Genomic DNA, 16,553 nt, shown 5'->3' with positions numbered 1-16,553 from the left:
CGTATGGCTTCGACGAAATTGAACCCACCGCTCTTCGTCGCCGTCGATATCAGAGTGTCACCGCGCTTCTGAAATGTCGGTACTCCTCCTTCGAGAGTCCGGCCTTTCCGAGGATGTCCTCGTGGGCGTCGCTCCCGCCCGTCGGCACGAGGTTGTGGTCGGCGATCGCCCGTTCTATCGGCCGCGTATCCACTTCACGACCGTAGGGATAGTATCGCTCGACGGCGTCCAGCTCGCTCGTCAGTGCGAGCGCCGCCGTCGGGTCATCGTAGCGGTACGGGTGGGCCAGCCCGACGAGGCCGCTCGCGTCCGAGAGGAGGGCCGCGCCACGCTCGAAACTCGGCACGTCACGGGCGACGTAACACGGCTCGTCCGCGCCGATGAGGTTCTCGAACGCGCCGGAAAAGTCGTACTCCGTTTCCGGATGTGCGGCGATGGCACGGGCGATGTGCGGTCGTCCCAACCCCTCGCGCGATTCGAGGCCGAGGGTGATTCCGAGGCGCTCTTCCACGCAGTCGATGATCGTCTGTCCGCGCTCCTTGCGGTCGGTTTGTAGTCGCTCCAGTTCCTCGGCGAGTTCGGGCGTCGGATAGACGCCGTAGCCGAGGAGGTCCACGTGCTGTCCGCCGGGAGCTTCGACCCGGAGTTCGATGCCGTGGACGACGGTGATACCGTCCACGACGGAGACCGGCGTCGGGAGGTCCGGATGGAGTCGGTCGTGGTCCGTGATGGCGACGACCGAAGCGCCCGCCGACCTGGCGGCCGACGGAACCTCGGCGAGTTCCATCGATCCGTCGGAGTTGGTCGTGTGGACGTGAAGGTCCGCAAAAACGCTCATACCCCATGTCGGTCATCTCGGACGAAGGGGTTTGTGGTTTGACCGGGGATTGTGCGGATTGGGACGGCGACTACGGATGAGACTATACTGATTGTACATCCTTATATTCGACCCTATACCTTGGCGACAAAGTTTATAATGAACTTTGAGGTATGTTGATTCGTAATGACGTTGAAGCAAGCAAGTGAACTGCTCGACTCACACAACTATCCGACCGACACGGAACAGTTGATCGCATCCCACGGCGACTACGTTATCGACCTTCCGAACGGGACCGAGACGCTGGAAGAAGTGCTCGCACGGGTCGGAAACGAGACGTACGATTCGTCACAACAGGCCCAAGAGGCGATGTACAACGGCCTCAGCAGCAAGGCAATCGGTCGCCGCCACTACAGCGACCGCGACCCGACGACGATGGGGACGTTCGGCCCCGACCAGATCTCCTTCTAATCTATCAGACCCATTCGAGGGCCCGATTTAGCGAGAGCGGAACCGACCCCTTTTCGTAGGCTTCGATGCGTCCCGACGGACGAGCACGAAAGACGACCGCCGGACGGTGGCGCACGCCGGGTTGTTCGCCGACGACGGCCGCCCATTCGTCGTCCCTGAAGCCGGTGCAATCGACGAACAGCACGGCCCCGCCGCCGTGTTCGCTCAACTGTCCGTTCGTCTTCGTCTCGGCCGTCTCGCGCACCGCCGCGACGGGCGTATCCGCCGCCCGGCGCGTCGGCGGCCGCGGGCGCGTCACTTCGACCAACGACGATTGGTTGCCGTCGGGCGGGTCGGCGCGGAAGTCGAGCGAGTGACCGGTCGTCACTTCGATTTCGGGTTCGACGCCGTATCCGGCGTCGGTCAACACCTTCGCCACGGTGAACTCGCTCATCGTGGAACTCATCCGGTTCTCGTCGAAATACTCGCTCGTCCCGAGTTTCGAGGCCATCGTGTACCGATAACCGTCCAACGCGCCGGTGCTGAGGAACCGCTCGTAAAACGAGAGGGCTTCGTCCCGCGTCGCGTCGGGAAAGCCCGCTGCGTACTTGCGGAAGAACGCCCGCGAGGTCTCGCGGCCGTCCTTCGAGAAGAAAACGGGAAGGAAGAACCACGAGAGGTAGTCGTATTCGGCCAGCCATGGCGACTCGACGGCCAAATCGGCGAGGAGTTCGCGCTGACTCCACCGCGCGATGGGGTACGGAACCTCGTCGAAGGTGAACTTGTTCGTTCGCCATAGTGCGGGGGGTGTCTCGGTGTTGCCGAGCCAATAGGCGAGTTCGTCGTTCCAGAGGAACAGCGCCACGTCGCCGTTGTCCATCTCGAACCGTCGGGCGTCGAAGCCGTTCGGTTCCACGTAGTGGGGGGTCGTCGAACGCGCCCCGAGGTTCGAATCGAGGTGCGAGTACAACTCCGTCGTTATGCGGTCGTCGTCCCACCGCTCCGTAGAGCGGCGAAAGCGGAGCGGGCTTGCCACGGAGGAACCTAGTAACCGAGAATGTTTACGTGTTATGCACCTCACGGGTCGTCTCCGACCGTCGTCACCTCCTTCCCCGTCGTTTTTCCCGACTTCCTGCTCGGTCCGTTTTTCCTGCTTCCCCCTTGCGTCTGACGATGGTACATCCTGAACGAATAATGTGATTATCCGTTACATTAATAACTGCCCCACGCCAAGGTATGAGTGTGGTTGTCATGTCAATGGGTGCCTATGACGAAGAAGAACACGAACGCCGTGAGCGGAAGAACAGTACCGTCGATACGACCTTCGATGACGTACGATCGGATTATCACGGGACTGTCGAGTACGACTCCGGCGACTCTGCCGAAGATTTGCTCAAGCAGTTCGAGAAGATGAAATCCGAGTAGCACGGCTCTTCTTCGCGGCGAATTTACCAACCGGGAGTCTCCGGTGCGCCGAAATCCGTTTCGACCCGTTCTGCGATCGATGCGTTCGGAACGTCCGATTCGGTTCGCGCCATCGCCTCCAACCGGCGAATCGAGCGACCGACCCACGAGTCGGCGTCGCGTGCCGTCGTCAGGACGGATTCGTACGTTTCGTCGTCGATGGACGTCGTGCCGGGTCGATTAGCGACGGCCGTGGCGACGAACCGAAATCTGTCGTCGTCGGTCAACTCGTCCGCGAGCAGACGCTCAACGACTCCCGCCAACTCGTCGGGGTCGGGATGGACGAACACCTTTTCGCCGATGGCTTGCGGCCCGAGCAGCAACCCGGAGAGCGTTCGCGGCGGTTCGTCGTCCACTAACCGATTTCCGTCGAACGACGTTTCGACCCGTTCACACTCGGTTTCCCGTCCTAATTTGAGATTGTGACCGGGATACTCCGCGCATTCCGTGGGATACAACTCGTCGCCGTGAATCCGGCACTGGAGCGTTTCCGGGTCGAGGAAGGCACAGGCCGGGAGCCATCTCGGCTCGGTTTCGAACGGCGCAACCGGCTTGGGTGGTTTCCGAATCCCGAGGAAGAACGCCGGATTTCCGTCGATGGCTGCCAGCGTCACGCCGTCCACTTCCGGCCCGGATTCGTCCCGCCAGAGACGCGGCGTCAGCGCGTCGGCGAGTCCCGCTTCCACGAAAGCCTGCACTTCCCCGCGCATGAGTGGAACGAAGTTGTACGCGTCGTCGAGCGGTTTTCGCGGTCCGCGTCGCTCGTGGTCCGTGGTTTCGGGAGCGACGTCGCGCCAGTCGATACAACAGCCTGCACACCCCTCGCAGTTCACCTCCATACCGACCGAAGTACGGTACTCTGTCGCATAAACGGTCTGGTGGAACTATCCGGCTTCACGACGAAACCCGCGTATGGACACCGACACTGTGCGCGTCTGGTTGGTCGAACGAACGTACTCGGACGACGAACAGAACCTCATCATCCTCGTCTACGCGACGCCCGACGGGTCGCGTTACTTCCGAAAGGAACGTGCGCTCCCGAGTTTCACGGGAACAGCGCGGAAGACCACCGCCGCGCTCGACGTTTCGGCGGACCAGTTGGGGACCGTCGAGGACGAGGAAACCCGCGACCGATACGCGACGGAAGCCGGCCGCATGGCGACCGAATACGAACCCACCGAAGCCGTGTGAACGTCTGTGTACCGAGACGTATATTGAGCAAACACGTGAATATATGCACTGGAAAAGAATAAAAATATACAAAAGAATGCAATAATTTATGTCCTGCCAGTGGCCTGTTCTAACCGATGCGAAGACGAACGTTCATGTCCGTGCTCGCGGCAGCGACCGCAACGGGACCGATAACCGCAACCCTCAGCTCCGACGTACGCGCCGCTTCGGGCGATATTTCGCCGCTCGAATGTCACTCGACGGCGAGCTTTCTCGATGCCGCGGGCGGTGAACTGACCGACAGTTCAGTCATCGCGGTGTGGGCGGAAGACACCGCCACGAACCACGACGCCGACTCGAACGGCGACGCGACCCTTTACGGCAGCGAAACGTCGATTCCGCTGGTCGTTTCCGACTCGAACGTCGTCGCGTTCGGTTCGATGCTCGTCGAGGACGACACCAACTGGCAGAACAGTAACGAGGAGTTCGTCCTCAACGTGTGGGACGCCGAACTCGGCGGTTCGGGTACCGTTCTCTTCGACGAAGGGCACGACCAGTACTACGACCTCGCTTCCTTCTCCACGTTCGAGAGCTACGCCGAGAACAACGGCTATACGGTGACGGCGACGTCCTCCCTCTCGGCGGATCTCGGAAGCACTGACGCGGCGGTCATCACGTCGCCCGCGACGGCGTTTTCCTCCTCGGAACTCGCCGATCTCCGGAACTTCGTTTCCGGCGGCGGAACGCTGTTCGTCCACGACCAATCGGACTACAACGACAACGACACGACGGCGAACCTGAACGACATCGCGAGTTCGCTCGGCCTCCCGTTCCGGTTCAACGACGACGAGGTGCTCGACGCCTCGAACAACGGCGGCGCGGACTACAAACCGCTCACGAGTCGGTTCAACACGTCCTTCGACTACTTTACGGACCGCGAGGGACTCGGACTGGACAAGAGCGAGACGTACACCGTCGACGTCACCGAGGTCGCGGACGGCGACACGGCGACGGTCGAGTTCGACGACGGGTCCACCGAGAGCATCCGAATCCTCGGCATCGACACGCCCGAGAAGGCGGCGAACAGTTCCGCCGAACGGATTCAAGAGTGGGAGGGAATCGAGACGCTGAGCTACCTCCAGACGTGGGGGTCGAACGCCACCGACTTCGGGAAGAACGAGCTAAACGGTGCGACCGTCGAACTCTCGTTCGACCCGAACGAACCGCTTCGGGACACCTACGGCCGCGTCCTCGGCTACCTCCACTACGACGCGACGGGCGACGACACCCGCGACGACTTCTACAACCTGCGCGCCGTCGAAACCGGCCACGCCCGCGTGTACGGTTCCGGTTCCTCCTACCACGACGACTTCTGGCGTGCCGAGGACACCGCACGGTCGAACGGCACCGGCGTGTGGGGCCAGAGTGACCCCGACGCTTCCTCGGAGATTCGAAACCGTGCAGTGGACGACCTGTTCCTCCCGCAAGCCGCCAGCGTCAAGACCGCCTCAGGCGGCGTGAGCGATTCCCGCGTTCCGATTTACGCGGAAAGCACCGCCACGCAGTCCGGCGGCTACGCCTACAGCGGTGACATCCCGCTCGCGGCGGTTGACCAGTCCGCCAACGTCGCCGTGGTCGGGAGTCCGCTCATCGACGAGAGCTACGAGAGTTCCGAGGGCTTCGCCGTCGATACGTCGGGCTACGGGAACTTCGCCTTCCTCACGAACCTCATCGACTACGTGAGCGACCGAAGCGGGGATATCCTCATCGACGGGGGTCACGGCCAGTTCGACGCGAGCTACGCCGTCTCGAACGACGACGCGGCCTACTATCAGCGCTACCTCGAAGGCGTGGACCTCTCGTTCGACCAGGCGAACGACCTCGACACGTTCGACCTCTCGCGCTGGCGGGCAATCGTCGTCACCACGCCCGCCGACGCGTTCACGCAGGCGGAAATCGACGTGCTCACCTCGTTCGTCGCGGACGACGGCGCGGTGGTCCTCGTCGGTGCTGGTACGGCACCGTCGAGCGCTCGCACCAACCTGAACGACCTCGCCTCCTCGCTGGGCACCGACCTGCGAATCAACGGCGACCACGTCACCGACGGCACGAACAACGTCAACGATGACGCCGGAATCCCGACGACGACCGTCTTCGACACGTCCTTCCCGCTGTTCGACGCCTACGACGGTTCGACCGGCGACGGCGACGGCGGCAGTGGCAGCGGCGACATTTCCATCGTCCAAATCCACGCGGACGCGTCGGGCAACGACAACGACAACCTCAACGACGAGTACGTCGTCTTCGAGAACTCCGGAACGGGTTCCATCGACCTCACCGGGTTTACCGTTGAGGACGAGGCCTCCCACACCTACGCCTTCCCGAGCGGCTTCACGCTGGACGCCGGCGCGCAGGTGACGCTCCACACCGGAACCGGTTCGGACACGAGTTCCGACCTCTACTGGGGCAACACCGGTTCCGCGGTGTGGAACAACGGCGGCGACACGGTGTCCGTCTACGACGACAGCGGCGTGCTGTACACGAGCGAGTCGTACTGAAAGGGACGCTTCGTTTCGATGTTTTATTTTTGAGACGTTTCGAGGAGTGATCGCCTGCTTTCGAAGGGAACGGCCGCTGTTGGATGGAAATCGATGTGTCTAGCGGACTCTGATATGTATCGAATAGCGCTATATCGAATGAGGATATTTCGCCACCACTGCTTGCGACCGGACGGTTCCTGCGATTCCGGTTTTGTATTCCTCCCGGGTTCGACTTTCGAACTTCTCCCGACTTTTTGGCAGGCCTAAAAATCGGAAACTCTATTATTGTTTAGGCGAGCCTAAAATCCATGGCAAACGACGAAACGGAACGTGACGGTCCGACGCGGCGGGATTCTCGCGAGCGAATCGAGGGGGAAACCGTCGGGAAAGAGAGGTCGACGGTCGAACGGACCCGACGGGAGTACGTGAAGTACGGCGCTGCGGTGGTCGGTGGCGGGCTACTTGCAGGCTGTTCGAGCGACACGAGCGGTTCGACCTCGACCACGACCGAAGCGGGGACCGAGACCGACACGGAGACGGATTCGGGAACGGAGACGACAGCCGAGACGACCACGTCCGAAGACGGGCCCTACTCGGTGACGATGTCGCCGATGGGTGCGGTTGAGTTCGAGACCGTCCCGAAGAACGTGTTGGGGAGTTCGACGAACTACATCGACATCGCGGCGGCTCTCGGCCACCGCACCGCGGTGAAATCGACGGCGTATCCGTCGTACACCGTTCCGTCGCTGACGTTCTTCTACTCTCGGCTCGGAATCTCGGACGAGTGGCTCGATTTCACGGAGACGGGCGGGTACAACAAGGAAACGCTGTACGAACTGGACAGCGACGTTCACTTCATCGACCCGGTGTATCTCGGCACGCTCGACGGCTGGAGTACATCGGACGTCCAGGAGGTCGAGAAGAACATCGGGCCGGTTTTCGGCAACATGTACAGTCGAAAACACCGGCAACCGCCCGAAGCCTACCGCGACTCCTACCGGTATTACACCCTGTGGGAACTCACCGAGAAGTTCGCGGCGGTGTTCCGGGAGCGGGACCGATTCGAGGAACTGAATTCGATCAGGAAGGCCCTCCTGTCGGACATTCAGTCGAAGCTTCCGTCGCGGAACGACCGACCCACGGTCGGAATGGTGTACCCCCGGATTTCGGAGAACGCGTTTTACGTCCACAAACTCAACCAACCCGGGTACTTCTTCTCCCACACTCGTCCGTTGGAGGCTCCCGACGTCTTCGCGGACATCGCGACGGACGAGTACGGCGGCAAACTCGTCGATTACGAGGCGATGCTCGAAGCCGACCCGGACGTCATCATCATGAACCACGGTATCTCGGCGTACTACGACGTCGCTGACACCAAGGAGTCCATCCGGAATCACAGCGTGGGTTCGGAACTGACCGCCGTGAAGAACGACCGCCTCTACGCGTCCGGCAACCCGCGTCAGGGTCCCGTCATGAACCTCTTCCAGTTGGAGATGACCGCAAAGCAATTCTACCCGGAGCAGTTCGGCGAATGGCCGGGCTACGCCGACGGCGAACCGTACCCGGAGATTCCCGAAGCGGAACGGCTGTTCGACCGCCAGCGCGTCGTGAACGTCGTCGACGGCGACTTCTGACCGAAGCGCTCGATCGCCGCTCGACCGTTTTCACACCCGGGCCGCGTTGAACCGCGTACGAGCGCGTGGCTCGTTACTCCTCGCTGTGGTCCGACGGGGCCGTCACGTCGAACGTCGCCGGGTCGGCGTCCGCGACGGCGGGGAGTCGCCGGAGTCGCGGTCGCACGAGGACGTACAGTCCCGTGAACCCGAAGCCAAACGCGGCTATTCCCATCGTCGTCGTCGTTCCTATCACCGCGGCGACCACGCCGCCGATGAGCGACCCGAGCGGCAGCGTGGCCCCGGAAGCCGTCCCCTTGATGGAGGACACGCGACCGAGGAGGTCGGACGGAAACATGGTCTGGTTCAGCGTCGCCATGAGTACGCCGTTGGTGCCCGCTGGCACCCATGCGAGCCCGAAGAGGACGACGGTGAGCACGGGCGACTGCACGTACACCGCGGCGAACCAGCAGCACGCGGCCACCGAATTCCCGACGAGCAACAACCGGCCGTACGCGATGCCTTCGAAATAGGGCGCGACGAGCGACCCGACGAGCCGCCCGATGCCGAGCGCACCGAGCAGCAAACCGTAGACGGCAGGGCCACCCAGCGCATCGCCGAACGCCGGGAGGATCGCGAGCGTCACGCCGGTCGCCAAGTTTGCTACCGCCGTCGTGAGTATCAGTTCGACGAAGACGGTTCCACGGAGGACGTCGCTCCCCGCTCGCAGGTCATCGATGTACGACCCGAGTATCGACCCGTCGGTTCGCTCCGGTTCGTTCTTCGCCGTGTCCTTCGGGACCGCGATACCGGCGAACAACAGTCCCGCGACGGCGAACGTGGCCGAGTCGAACAGGAACAGCGTCGTCGCGCCGAAGACGGCGATGAACGCGCCGCCGAGCGCGTCGAACACCATGTCGAGACCGAGCGTGACGGTTGCGAGCGCGGAGTTCGCCCTCGATAGCCGCGAATCGGCCACGATTCGGGGGACGAGCGTCGTCTGCATCGGCGACGTCAGCAGCGTCGCCAGCGTCAGTATCGGAACCACGGCGAGCAGAACGTCGACGCTCATCCACCCCATCGACGCGGCGAGCGGGAGGACGAGAACGACGACGCCCTGCAGAACCTGTGCCCCCACGAGCACGGGTTTGAGCGGGAATCGGTCGACTATCGGTCCGGCGAGTATCTGCAGGAGCCACGGGAGCAACAACAGCGAGTTCGCGATACCCGTGAGAACCGTCGAGCCGCTGAGTTCGAAGACGAGCCACAGGACGGCGACGGTGTAGAGGCTGTCCCCGGCGTTCGTCACGAACTCCCCGGCGAAGAACCGCCGGAAATCGCGGTTCCGCCACAGCGACGGCGCGCTCCCGTCCGCGCCGGCCGTGGTCATTTCCGACCACCTCCGGTGGTCGTCAGTCGTCGTTCGAGCGGTCCGTGGGACCGCGAGCGATGCGTCTGTCGTTCGAAAGGCGATGCGTGGATCGGCGAGTCGCGGCCGCGTGCCTGCGACTCCGTGGATGTCGGCATATGCGTGCGTGTTCGGTCGAGAAACTGCGGCTACGGGATGTAGCGGAACGAAACCCGAGTGCTGCGGCTATCGGGCCTCGCTCCTCGGCGTGAGCGCGAGCGGTTCGAACACCGGACGATACGCAAGCCGGAACATCATAGAACGGTTCGTTCCGAACTGTACGCCGTAGTGTATTTAGCTCTGACGGCGGTGTGACATCCCGTCACGAACCGCCACTCGCCCACTCGACGGTTTTTCTCGTCGAACTCCCCGAACGTTCTTTCCCCGTGAACGACCAACCGATACCAATGACGACCGACAAGTGCGACGGGTGTGGGGCGGACGTGCCGATTGCGGGCGGTATCGCCAACCTCTGGAGTTCGAACCCGCAGACGACGGGCGGGATGACGTTGGAGTTCGAGGACGGGAGCGAACACTTCCTCTGCTACGCCTGTATCGAGGAGTTGCCGGACTACCCCTCGGCGGCGGACGTGGCGGCGCTCAGGGCCGGCGAGTGAACCGCGTGCGGATCGAGCGGAAACTGGACACAATATTGACGATTGTTCGGACCTTGGCTAGGGTAGGATGCGGGGTAGTCGAATCGGTTCGATTTGGGGGATTCCGGTCCTCGTCGATATCAGCCTCCTGTTGGCACTTCCCGTCGTCGGGTGGTGGATTCAGCGCGGCGTCTCGGTCCGCGTGTGGATAGACGTCCTCACGGAAATTTCGCCGCACACGGTCCGCTATTCGGCCATCGACGTCGGACTGACCCCGTGGTTGGTCGGCGCGGTGGTGTTCTTCGGCTTCCTTGCGAGTCTCCTCGTTCACGACTTGGTGCAGACGTGGTTGGCCCGCCGATACGGGGTCGAGACGCGATACATCATGCTCTGGGTGTTCGGCAGCCTCTCGCAGTTCGATTACAGCACGCGGTACTTCGAGCGGGAAACTCCCATCGCGCTCGCCGGATTGCTGACCAGCGCGCTTCTCACCGGTCTCTTCACGGCGGTCCTGTGGGCGATTCCGGGCGACCCGCAGGTCGTGGTGGTGTCGGTGGGTCTGTTGGCCATGTTCAACGGCGTCGTTTGGCTCGCCAACCTGTTGCCCATCTTCCCCTTCGACGGCGCGCTCCTGCTTCGGTCCCTCCTCCGCCGGGTCACTTCGACCATGCAGGCGACGCGAATCGTCAGCGTCCTCGGGCAGGTCCTGGCGGTGGTGATAATCTTCTACGCCGCGTTCGTTCTCGACCACCTGCTCTTCGGCCTCGTCGCGGTGTTCTTCTTCTTCTCGGCGATGGACGAACGGCAGTTCGTGAGAAACCGGCTGTTTCTCGCCGACACGTCCGTCTCGGAGTTCGTCCGACGGCGGGAACCGTGCGTCCCGTCGAAGACGTTGGTGGACGACTTCCTCGCCGAGGAACGACTCGACCTGAGCGACGAACGGGCGTTTCCGGTCTGCGACGGGGACGGCGCGCCGGTCGGCGTCCTCACGACCGACGCGTTGCGATCGTGGACGGACCGAACGGGTGTCTCGGCGACGACGAACGTCGGAAAACTCGTTTCCGAAGACGTCGCCTCGATTCCCGAAGACGAAACCGCTCTCACGGCGTACCTGCTGTTCCGGGAGGGGACGAAGTACGTCCTCGTCTCGTATTCGGACGATATCGGCGTGCTGACGGCGTCGGAGTTCCTCCACATGCTCGGCGTTCGCCAGCAGATAGCGGGCGTCCATCTACGAAGGCTCCCGTAGGTCCCTTTTCTCCGACCGCCTCCGTTCTTTGCCCCGCCAGACCGGCGGGTTTTACGACCCTCCTTCCCGTTCTACCAACAGTGAACCCCGAGCGGATTTTTGACGAGTTCCCCGCGCCCTCCTTCCGTGGCAACCAACGGGAGGCGCTCGCCGACGTTCGGTCGGCGTTCGAGGGGGACAACGACGTGGTGTTGGTGCGGGCACCGACGGGGAGCGGCAAGTCCCTGCTCGCTCGGGCGATCGCGGGATGCGCTCGGCGCGTGGACGAGGCGGACCCGAGCGATTCGACTGGCGCGTACTACACGACGCCGCAGGTGTCGCAGTTGGACGACGTGGCCGAGGAACCCCTGCTCGACGACCTCAAAATCATCCGCGGGAAGCGAAACTACTCCTGTATCCTGCCCGGCGAACACGACACGCCGGTCAACCGAGCGCCCTGCGCTCGGGAGAAAGGCTACGACTGTTCGGTGAAACATCGCTGTCCGTACTTCTCCGACCGCGCCATCGCCAGCAACCGGGAAATCGCGGCGATGACGCTGGCGTACTTCATGCGGACCGCTGGGTCGGAGGTGTTCCGCAAGCGGGACGTGGTGGTCATCGACGAGGCGCACGGACTCGCCGAGTGGGCGGAGATGTACGCGGCCATCGACCTGAATCCCCGGACGGTGCCCATCTGGGACGACCTGAAGGTGCCCGAAATCACCGGCCTCGACAGGGCGGTGGAGTACGCCGAGCGACTCGCCGGTACCTGCAAACGACGGAAGGACGACCTCGTCGCGCAACCGGAACTCACCCCCGGCGAGGTGGCACGACGGGACCGGTTTCAGGAACTCGTTTCCGAGTTGGACTGGTTCGTGGAGGACTACCGCGACCCGGACAGCGCGACGGAGTGGGTGGTGGACCAACCCGACGGCGCGGGCGGGCCGATGACCATCAAGCCGATGAACCCCGAACGTTACCTCGCCCACACCGTCTGGGAGCGGGGTAACGCGTTCGCGCTCCTCTCGGCGACGATTCTGAACAAGGGGGCGTTCTGTCGGCAGGTCGGCCTCGACCCGGAACGCGTCGCCCTCGTGGACGTGGGACACACCTTCCCGGTCGAAAACCGACCGCTGTACGACGTGACGCAGGGGAAGATGACCTACGAACACCGCGAGGAAACGATTCCCAAAATCGCGCGAACGGTCGTCAGAATCATGCAGGAACACCCCGACGAGAAGGGAATCGTTCACGCTCACTCCTATCACATCCAGAAAAAACTCGCGGAACAACTGGAGGCGTTCGGCGTCGGCGGGCGAGTGCGCGCCCACGGTCGGGACTCCCGCGACGCCGACCTCGATTCTTGGAAGGCCACCGATGACCCGGACGTGTTCCTCTCGGTGAAGATGGAGGAGGCGCTGGACTTGAAGGGCGACCTCGCCCGCTGGCAGGTGCTCTGCAAAGCGCCCTTCCTGAACACGAGCGACTCGCGGGTCGCCCACCGACTCGAACACGGGCAGTGGGCGTGGTACTACCGCGCCGCGCTCCGAACCGTCATTCAAGCGTGCGGACGGGTGATTCGTGCGCCGGACGATTACGGCGCGACGTACCTCGCCGATTCGAGCCTCCTTCAACTGTTCGACCGCGCTCGAACCGACATGCCAGACTGGTTCGAAGAACAGGTGGACCGCACGGCGTCTCCCGAGTTACCCGAGTTCGACCCGCGCTCGGCGGGCGGATCCGGCGGGAGCATCGGCCACGGTAGCGCCCGGCAGTTCGGTAGCGGCGGCGACGATGGACACGACGATTCATCCGATGAAAACGAATCCGGCGACTCCGATTCCGGATCGAACTCGCGTCAAAACTCCCGCTCGCGTCGCTCCCGAAAGAAGAGTCCGATGGCGGACGTGTGGGACACGGAATAGCCCGCGATTCCGTTCACCGCGGCTATATGAGCGTGACGGCGTAAGCGACGCCCGAACTCAGCATCAGCAGGACGAAGAACAGCGAAATCCACTTTTGTCTGTCCATACGTCAACGAACGCTTCATCTTTAATAGGTTTTCCCCCCAACAGCTCGATCCGCTTCGCCACTACACTCTCTCAATCGACCCGCGCATCGATGACGACGTGCCACACGCCCTCGCTGTGGCTTTTGACGCGACGTTTGTCGAGGAGTTCGATCTCGCGGCCGCGTTCGCTGGCCGCCGATTCGAGTCGCGAAACCGGACGCTCCCACAGTCGGTTTTCCGGCGTCGTCTCGTGCATGTGGACGACTCCGCCGGGTTCGAGGGCGCGCAACGCCGTGTCGAGATACTCGTGGGCGTCGTAGTAGCCCATGACGACGCGCTCCGCGCTCACGTCCGTCATCTCCCGGCAGTCGGCGCGGTAGGCGTCGATGCGGTGCGGAACGTCGTTCAGCATGGTGTTCTCCACGAGGTACTTGAACGACGCCGGGTTGCGCTCGACGGCCGTCACCCGCGCCCCGGCGCGGGCCATCGGGAGCGCGAAGTAGCCGATTCCGGCGAACATGTCGAAGACGCGTTCGTCGGGGGAGACGATGTTTCCCATCCGTGACCGCTCGCGCTGGTTGCCGGGGGCGAACATCACCTCGCGAAGGTCGAGGGCGTACTTCGTCCCGTGTTCGGTGTGGACGGTTTCGGTGTCGCCCGCCCCCGCGATGACGGTCACGTCGGGTTCCCGGTGTTCGCCGGAAATCCCGCAGCGGGCGAGGACGGTTCCGGCTTCCCCGTGAATGGCGAGGAGTTCCTCGCCGACCTCCTCGGGACGCGGGCAGTCGTCGCACTGGACGAGAATCACGTCCCCGATGACGGCCCACGACTTCGGGGCGCGGTCGATTTCGTCGTCCGTCCAGCCGCGTTCCCGAAGCAGGGAGTCGAGGTCGGTGTGTCGGAACTCCGGATCGGACTGTTCGAGTATCCCCTCGAACCCCGTTTCGGTCGGCCGCGCGGTCACGGGCAGTTCGACCAGTTCGTCGTCGTGTTCGCGAACCTTCCGGGAGGCGTCGTAGACGCCGTCCGCTTCCAGTTCCGCGATGGTGTCCTCGGCGCGCGGTTTCGCCACGAGGACGGCGAGGTTACGCATCAGGGACCACGTACAGTCCCGACCGACCCTTGAACACCGGAACCGTCTCCGCGTCCTCGTCCATGTACGACGGTTTGGAAATCGTCTCGGTCCGGTAGGTCTCCGGGTCCAGCACCTGTACCGCGCGTTCGTCCGTCACCGCGACGAGCGTCGTCTCCTCGGCGTCGTCGATGGTCCCCAATTTGCGGGCGTCGGCGGCGTCCTCGTTTCCGAACTTGGCCTCGTACTCCTCGCCGGTGGTAATCCGTCGGCCCTTCAGGTTTCCTTGCACGCTCCTGACGAGGACCGGCCCATCGTCGTCGGGACTGATGATATCGCCGGGCGTGAACGGCGGCAGGCGGACGGCGTAGGTCACGCGATACACTCCGTTGCCGTCCTCGTCCTCCGTGACGAGGGTTTCAGCATCGGAAAAGCTCCCGCCGAATTCCTCGACCAGTTTGCTCGAAATCTTCTTGCCGATGTTGGTGGTCGAGACCTTGATGTTCAGGCCGTCTGGCGTCTCGTCCATCTCGGTAACGAAGGCGTTCCGGTCGCCCGTCGCCTCCATGTCCGCGACGATTTCGTTGGCGATTTCGCGGGCGCGCTTCTCCTCCTCCGGTGTCGGCGTTCGGTCCACGCCGCGTACTTGCACGATGCTGGCGTAGTAGTCGCCCGCGATTCGCCCACAGCGGGTACACGTCTGTCGGGCGATCATCACGGGTACCATGATCTCCTCCTCCATCAGCGTGTCGCGGACGACGCCGGAGAAGTAACAGTGCATCCGAATCGTGTTCGGGTCTATCTGTTCGGGTTCCACCTGCCACGACACGTCGCGGGCGTCGACGTGGACCGCGAGCGCTTCGCTCACCTCTTCGATGGCGATGTCGGTGTAATCTCGCGCGCCCACGTCCACCCAGCGTCGGCCGCGGTACACCGCACCGCACTGTGCACACACCCGGACTTCGATTCGCTCCGGCGCGTCCACGAGGTCGAATCGATCGAAGTAACACGAATCACAGAGCTTTCGCTCGCGCGGGGAGGCGGAGGTCGGATAGTCCCGTTCCGTGATGTCGACCTCGATGGGGTCGCCACAGTTCGGGCAGAATTCGCCAGAATCGGTCATTGACGGTTCTATGTCGTTCTCGCTTTTAAGCCTGTAGAAGGCTCACGGCATGACGAACTCGTCCTCATCGACGGAATCGCGCCACGAATGGGTCGGCGTCCATCCGAGCATCGACTCGGCTTTCTCGGTCGAAAGCGCCGAATCCGCCCCCGAAATGGTACTCCGTTCCGGAACCCCGCCGAAGAACTCGGTCAGGGCGTCTTCGATGGGTTCGTCGAGGTAGTTGTCCGCCGCCGAGACGATGAACGGTTCGTGTCCGTCGAAGTCCACCGTGATGGCCCGCTCGATTGCCGTCACGACGTCTCGAACGTCCACGTAGGACCAGAAGTTCCCCGCGCCGGTCGCGAGGTTGTCCCGGGCGTCGAGACAGTCGTACTTCGTGGGGAACTGCACCCACGACCCCCGAATCGAGGCGACGGGGACGCCGTATCGTCGGGCGACCATCGCACCGATCTGCTCGCCGACGGCCTTCGAGGTTCCGTACGGGTCCTGCGGCCGAAGCGGATGTTCCTCGTCCAACGGAAGATACTCGGGGAGGGTCGGTTCCCCCGCGAGTTGGAAGCCGTAGGCGCTCTCGTTCGACGCCCACGCGATGCGGGCGTTCGCCCGTCCCGCGGCGGTGAGGACGTTGTAGGCTCCGATGACGTTGTTCTCGAAGATTCGCATCCCGCTGTGGCGCTCCGGCGACGGCAGCGTCGCCCAGTGGACGACCGCGTCGGGATCCTCCGTCGAAATCGCCTCCGCTGTTTCGACCTGTTCGGTCAAATCCGCCGCGCGAAAGGAAATCCCCCGATATCCTCCAAGCTCCCAGTTCGCCCGCGAGAGACTGATGCAAGTAACGTCCCACCCCGTTTCGGTGAGGTGTTTGGCGAGCCAGCGACCGGTCCGGTCGAGGCTACCGGCTAAAACGACCGTGCCGGTCATCGAGATACCCTCGCCGGTTCAAACGAGAACATACTCCCTGTAATCCGTCTCCGGGGGTAAGCGTTCTGGCCTCTACGAAATGGAATAATCGATCTTTGTGTCACATATCGAGTGACGAATAAAAGCGTGTGACTTCG

The 16,553-nt window shown here is 63.1% G+C and carries 15 protein-coding genes; 8 read left to right on the top strand and 7 right to left on the bottom strand.

The window, feature by feature from the left end:
• Positions 1-49 precede the first annotated feature (49 nt).
• Positions 50-838 (bottom strand): PHP domain-containing protein, encoded by a 789-nt coding sequence (locus tag LJF34_RS14505; protein WP_231185814.1) that lies wholly within the window; start codon positions 836-838, stop codon positions 50-52.
• A 165-nt stretch (positions 839-1,003) separates the two neighbouring features.
• On the opposite strand from LJF34_RS14505, the gene LJF34_RS14500 reads away from it, so the two are divergent.
• The gene (locus tag LJF34_RS14500; protein ID WP_231185812.1) at positions 1,004-1,288 is read left to right on the top strand and encodes a DUF2795 domain-containing protein; all 285 of its coding nucleotides are present in this window, start codon (positions 1,004-1,006) and stop codon (positions 1,286-1,288) included.
• A 4-nt stretch (positions 1,289-1,292) separates the two neighbouring features.
• Here LJF34_RS14500 and LJF34_RS14495 read toward each other — a convergent pair whose 3' ends face one another.
• Complete coding sequence (locus LJF34_RS14495; protein WP_231185810.1) at positions 1,293-2,303, bottom strand: DUF5784 family protein; 1,011 nt, start codon at positions 2,301-2,303, stop codon at positions 1,293-1,295.
• A 215-nt stretch (positions 2,304-2,518) separates the two neighbouring features.
• Between LJF34_RS14495 and LJF34_RS14490 the strand changes: the two genes are divergently transcribed.
• Entirely contained in the window at positions 2,519-2,692 is a 174-nt protein-coding gene (locus LJF34_RS14490) for a DUF5786 family protein (RefSeq protein WP_231186327.1), read from the top strand.
• Between the two features lie 23 nt (positions 2,693-2,715).
• Here LJF34_RS14490 and LJF34_RS14485 read toward each other — a convergent pair whose 3' ends face one another.
• Positions 2,716-3,570 carry a YkgJ family cysteine cluster protein gene (locus LJF34_RS14485; protein WP_231185808.1) on the bottom strand — a complete coding sequence of 285 codons (855 nt, stop codon included), beginning with the start codon at positions 3,568-3,570 and terminating at the stop codon, positions 2,716-2,718.
• Positions 3,571-3,643: 73 nt separating this feature from the next.
• Here LJF34_RS14485 and LJF34_RS14480 point away from each other — a divergent pair, with 73 nt between their 5' ends.
• The 3 genes from LJF34_RS14480 (at position 3,644) to LJF34_RS14470 (ending at position 8,075) form a co-directional block, all read left to right on the top strand.
• The gene (locus LJF34_RS14480) at positions 3,644-3,922 is read left to right on the top strand and encodes a hypothetical protein (protein ID WP_231185806.1); all 279 of its coding nucleotides are present in this window, start codon (positions 3,644-3,646) and stop codon (positions 3,920-3,922) included.
• Between the two features lie 116 nt (positions 3,923-4,038).
• Positions 4,039-6,459, top strand: coding sequence for a DUF4350 domain-containing protein (locus LJF34_RS14475; protein ID WP_231185804.1), 2,421 nt, complete (start codon positions 4,039-4,041; stop codon positions 6,457-6,459).
• Positions 6,460-6,749: 290 nt separating this feature from the next.
• Positions 6,750-8,075, top strand: a complete 1,326-nt coding sequence (locus LJF34_RS14470; RefSeq protein WP_231185802.1) for an ABC transporter substrate-binding protein — start codon at positions 6,750-6,752, stop codon at positions 8,073-8,075.
• A gap of 73 nt (positions 8,076-8,148) precedes the next feature.
• Here the strand turns inward: LJF34_RS14470 and LJF34_RS14465 are convergent, their stop codons facing one another.
• The gene (locus LJF34_RS14465) at positions 8,149-9,444 is read right to left on the bottom strand and encodes an MFS transporter (protein WP_231185800.1); all 1,296 of its coding nucleotides are present in this window, start codon (positions 9,442-9,444) and stop codon (positions 8,149-8,151) included.
• A gap of 425 nt (positions 9,445-9,869) precedes the next feature.
• On the opposite strand from LJF34_RS14465, the gene LJF34_RS14460 reads away from it, so the two are divergent.
• The 3 genes from LJF34_RS14460 to LJF34_RS14450 all read left to right on the top strand — a co-directional run bounded on the left by LJF34_RS14460 (position 9,870) and on the right by LJF34_RS14450 (position 13,211).
• The gene (locus LJF34_RS14460) at positions 9,870-10,079 is read left to right on the top strand and encodes a hypothetical protein (protein WP_231185799.1); all 210 of its coding nucleotides are present in this window, start codon (positions 9,870-9,872) and stop codon (positions 10,077-10,079) included.
• Between the two features lie 67 nt (positions 10,080-10,146).
• Positions 10,147-11,307, top strand: coding sequence for a hypothetical protein (locus LJF34_RS14455; protein ID WP_231185797.1), 1,161 nt, complete (start codon positions 10,147-10,149; stop codon positions 11,305-11,307).
• Between the two features lie 80 nt (positions 11,308-11,387).
• Positions 11,388-13,211 (top strand): ATP-dependent DNA helicase, encoded by a 1,824-nt coding sequence (locus LJF34_RS14450; protein ID WP_231185795.1) that lies wholly within the window; start codon positions 11,388-11,390, stop codon positions 13,209-13,211.
• Positions 13,212-13,388: 177 nt separating this feature from the next.
• Here LJF34_RS14450 and LJF34_RS14445 read toward each other — a convergent pair whose 3' ends face one another.
• The 3 genes from LJF34_RS14445 to LJF34_RS14435 are packed head-to-tail and all read right to left on the bottom strand — an operon-like array spanning position 13,389 to position 16,416.
• Positions 13,389-14,390: a class I SAM-dependent methyltransferase family protein gene (locus LJF34_RS14445; RefSeq protein ID WP_231185792.1), complete on the bottom strand. Its 1,002-nt coding sequence runs from the start codon at positions 14,388-14,390 to the stop codon at positions 13,389-13,391.
• Positions 14,383-15,492, bottom strand: coding sequence for a 60S ribosomal export protein NMD3 (locus LJF34_RS14440; protein WP_231185790.1), 1,110 nt, complete (start codon positions 15,490-15,492; stop codon positions 14,383-14,385). The genes LJF34_RS14445 and LJF34_RS14440 overlap by 8 nt, the downstream gene beginning before the upstream one ends.
• 42 nt (positions 15,493-15,534) lie before the next feature.
• Positions 15,535-16,416 carry an NAD(P)-dependent oxidoreductase gene (locus LJF34_RS14435; protein WP_231185788.1) on the bottom strand — a complete coding sequence of 294 codons (882 nt, stop codon included), beginning with the start codon at positions 16,414-16,416 and terminating at the stop codon, positions 15,535-15,537.
• Positions 16,417-16,553 lie beyond the last annotated feature (137 nt).

Source organism: Haladaptatus sp. DYF46 (assembly GCF_021083305.1).
Lineage (GTDB): Archaea > Halobacteriota > Halobacteria > Halobacteriales > Haladaptataceae > Haladaptatus.
This window is presented reverse-complemented; position numbering and strand designations above follow the sequence as displayed.

Excerpts from the sequence above, each read along its gene's own strand:
- LJF34_RS14505 (WP_231185814.1), bottom strand. The coding sequence starts at position 838 with ATGAGCGTTTTTGCGGACCTTCACGTCCACACGACCAACTCCGACGGA.
- LJF34_RS14500 (WP_231185812.1), top strand. The coding sequence starts at position 1,004 with ATGACGTTGAAGCAAGCAAGTGAACTGCTCGACTCACACAACTATCCG.
- LJF34_RS14490 (WP_231186327.1), top strand. The coding sequence starts at position 2,519 with ATGTCAATGGGTGCCTATGACGAAGAAGAACACGAACGCCGTGAGCGG.
- LJF34_RS14485 (WP_231185808.1), bottom strand. The coding sequence starts at position 3,570 with ATGGAGGTGAACTGCGAGGGGTGTGCAGGCTGTTGTATCGACTGGCGC.
- LJF34_RS14480 (WP_231185806.1), top strand. The coding sequence starts at position 3,644 with ATGGACACCGACACTGTGCGCGTCTGGTTGGTCGAACGAACGTACTCG.
- LJF34_RS14475 (WP_231185804.1), top strand. The coding sequence starts at position 4,039 with ATGCGAAGACGAACGTTCATGTCCGTGCTCGCGGCAGCGACCGCAACG.
- LJF34_RS14470 (WP_231185802.1), top strand. The coding sequence starts at position 6,750 with ATGGCAAACGACGAAACGGAACGTGACGGTCCGACGCGGCGGGATTCT.
- LJF34_RS14465 (WP_231185800.1), bottom strand. The coding sequence starts at position 9,444 with ATGACCACGGCCGGCGCGGACGGGAGCGCGCCGTCGCTGTGGCGGAAC.
- LJF34_RS14460 (WP_231185799.1), top strand. The coding sequence starts at position 9,870 with ATGACGACCGACAAGTGCGACGGGTGTGGGGCGGACGTGCCGATTGCG.
- LJF34_RS14455 (WP_231185797.1), top strand. The coding sequence starts at position 10,147 with ATGCGGGGTAGTCGAATCGGTTCGATTTGGGGGATTCCGGTCCTCGTC.
- LJF34_RS14445 (WP_231185792.1), bottom strand. The coding sequence starts at position 14,390 with ATGCGTAACCTCGCCGTCCTCGTGGCGAAACCGCGCGCCGAGGACACC.
- LJF34_RS14440 (WP_231185790.1), bottom strand. The coding sequence starts at position 15,492 with ATGACCGATTCTGGCGAATTCTGCCCGAACTGTGGCGACCCCATCGAG.
- LJF34_RS14435 (WP_231185788.1), bottom strand. The coding sequence starts at position 16,416 with ATGACCGGCACGGTCGTTTTAGCCGGTAGCCTCGACCGGACCGGTCGC.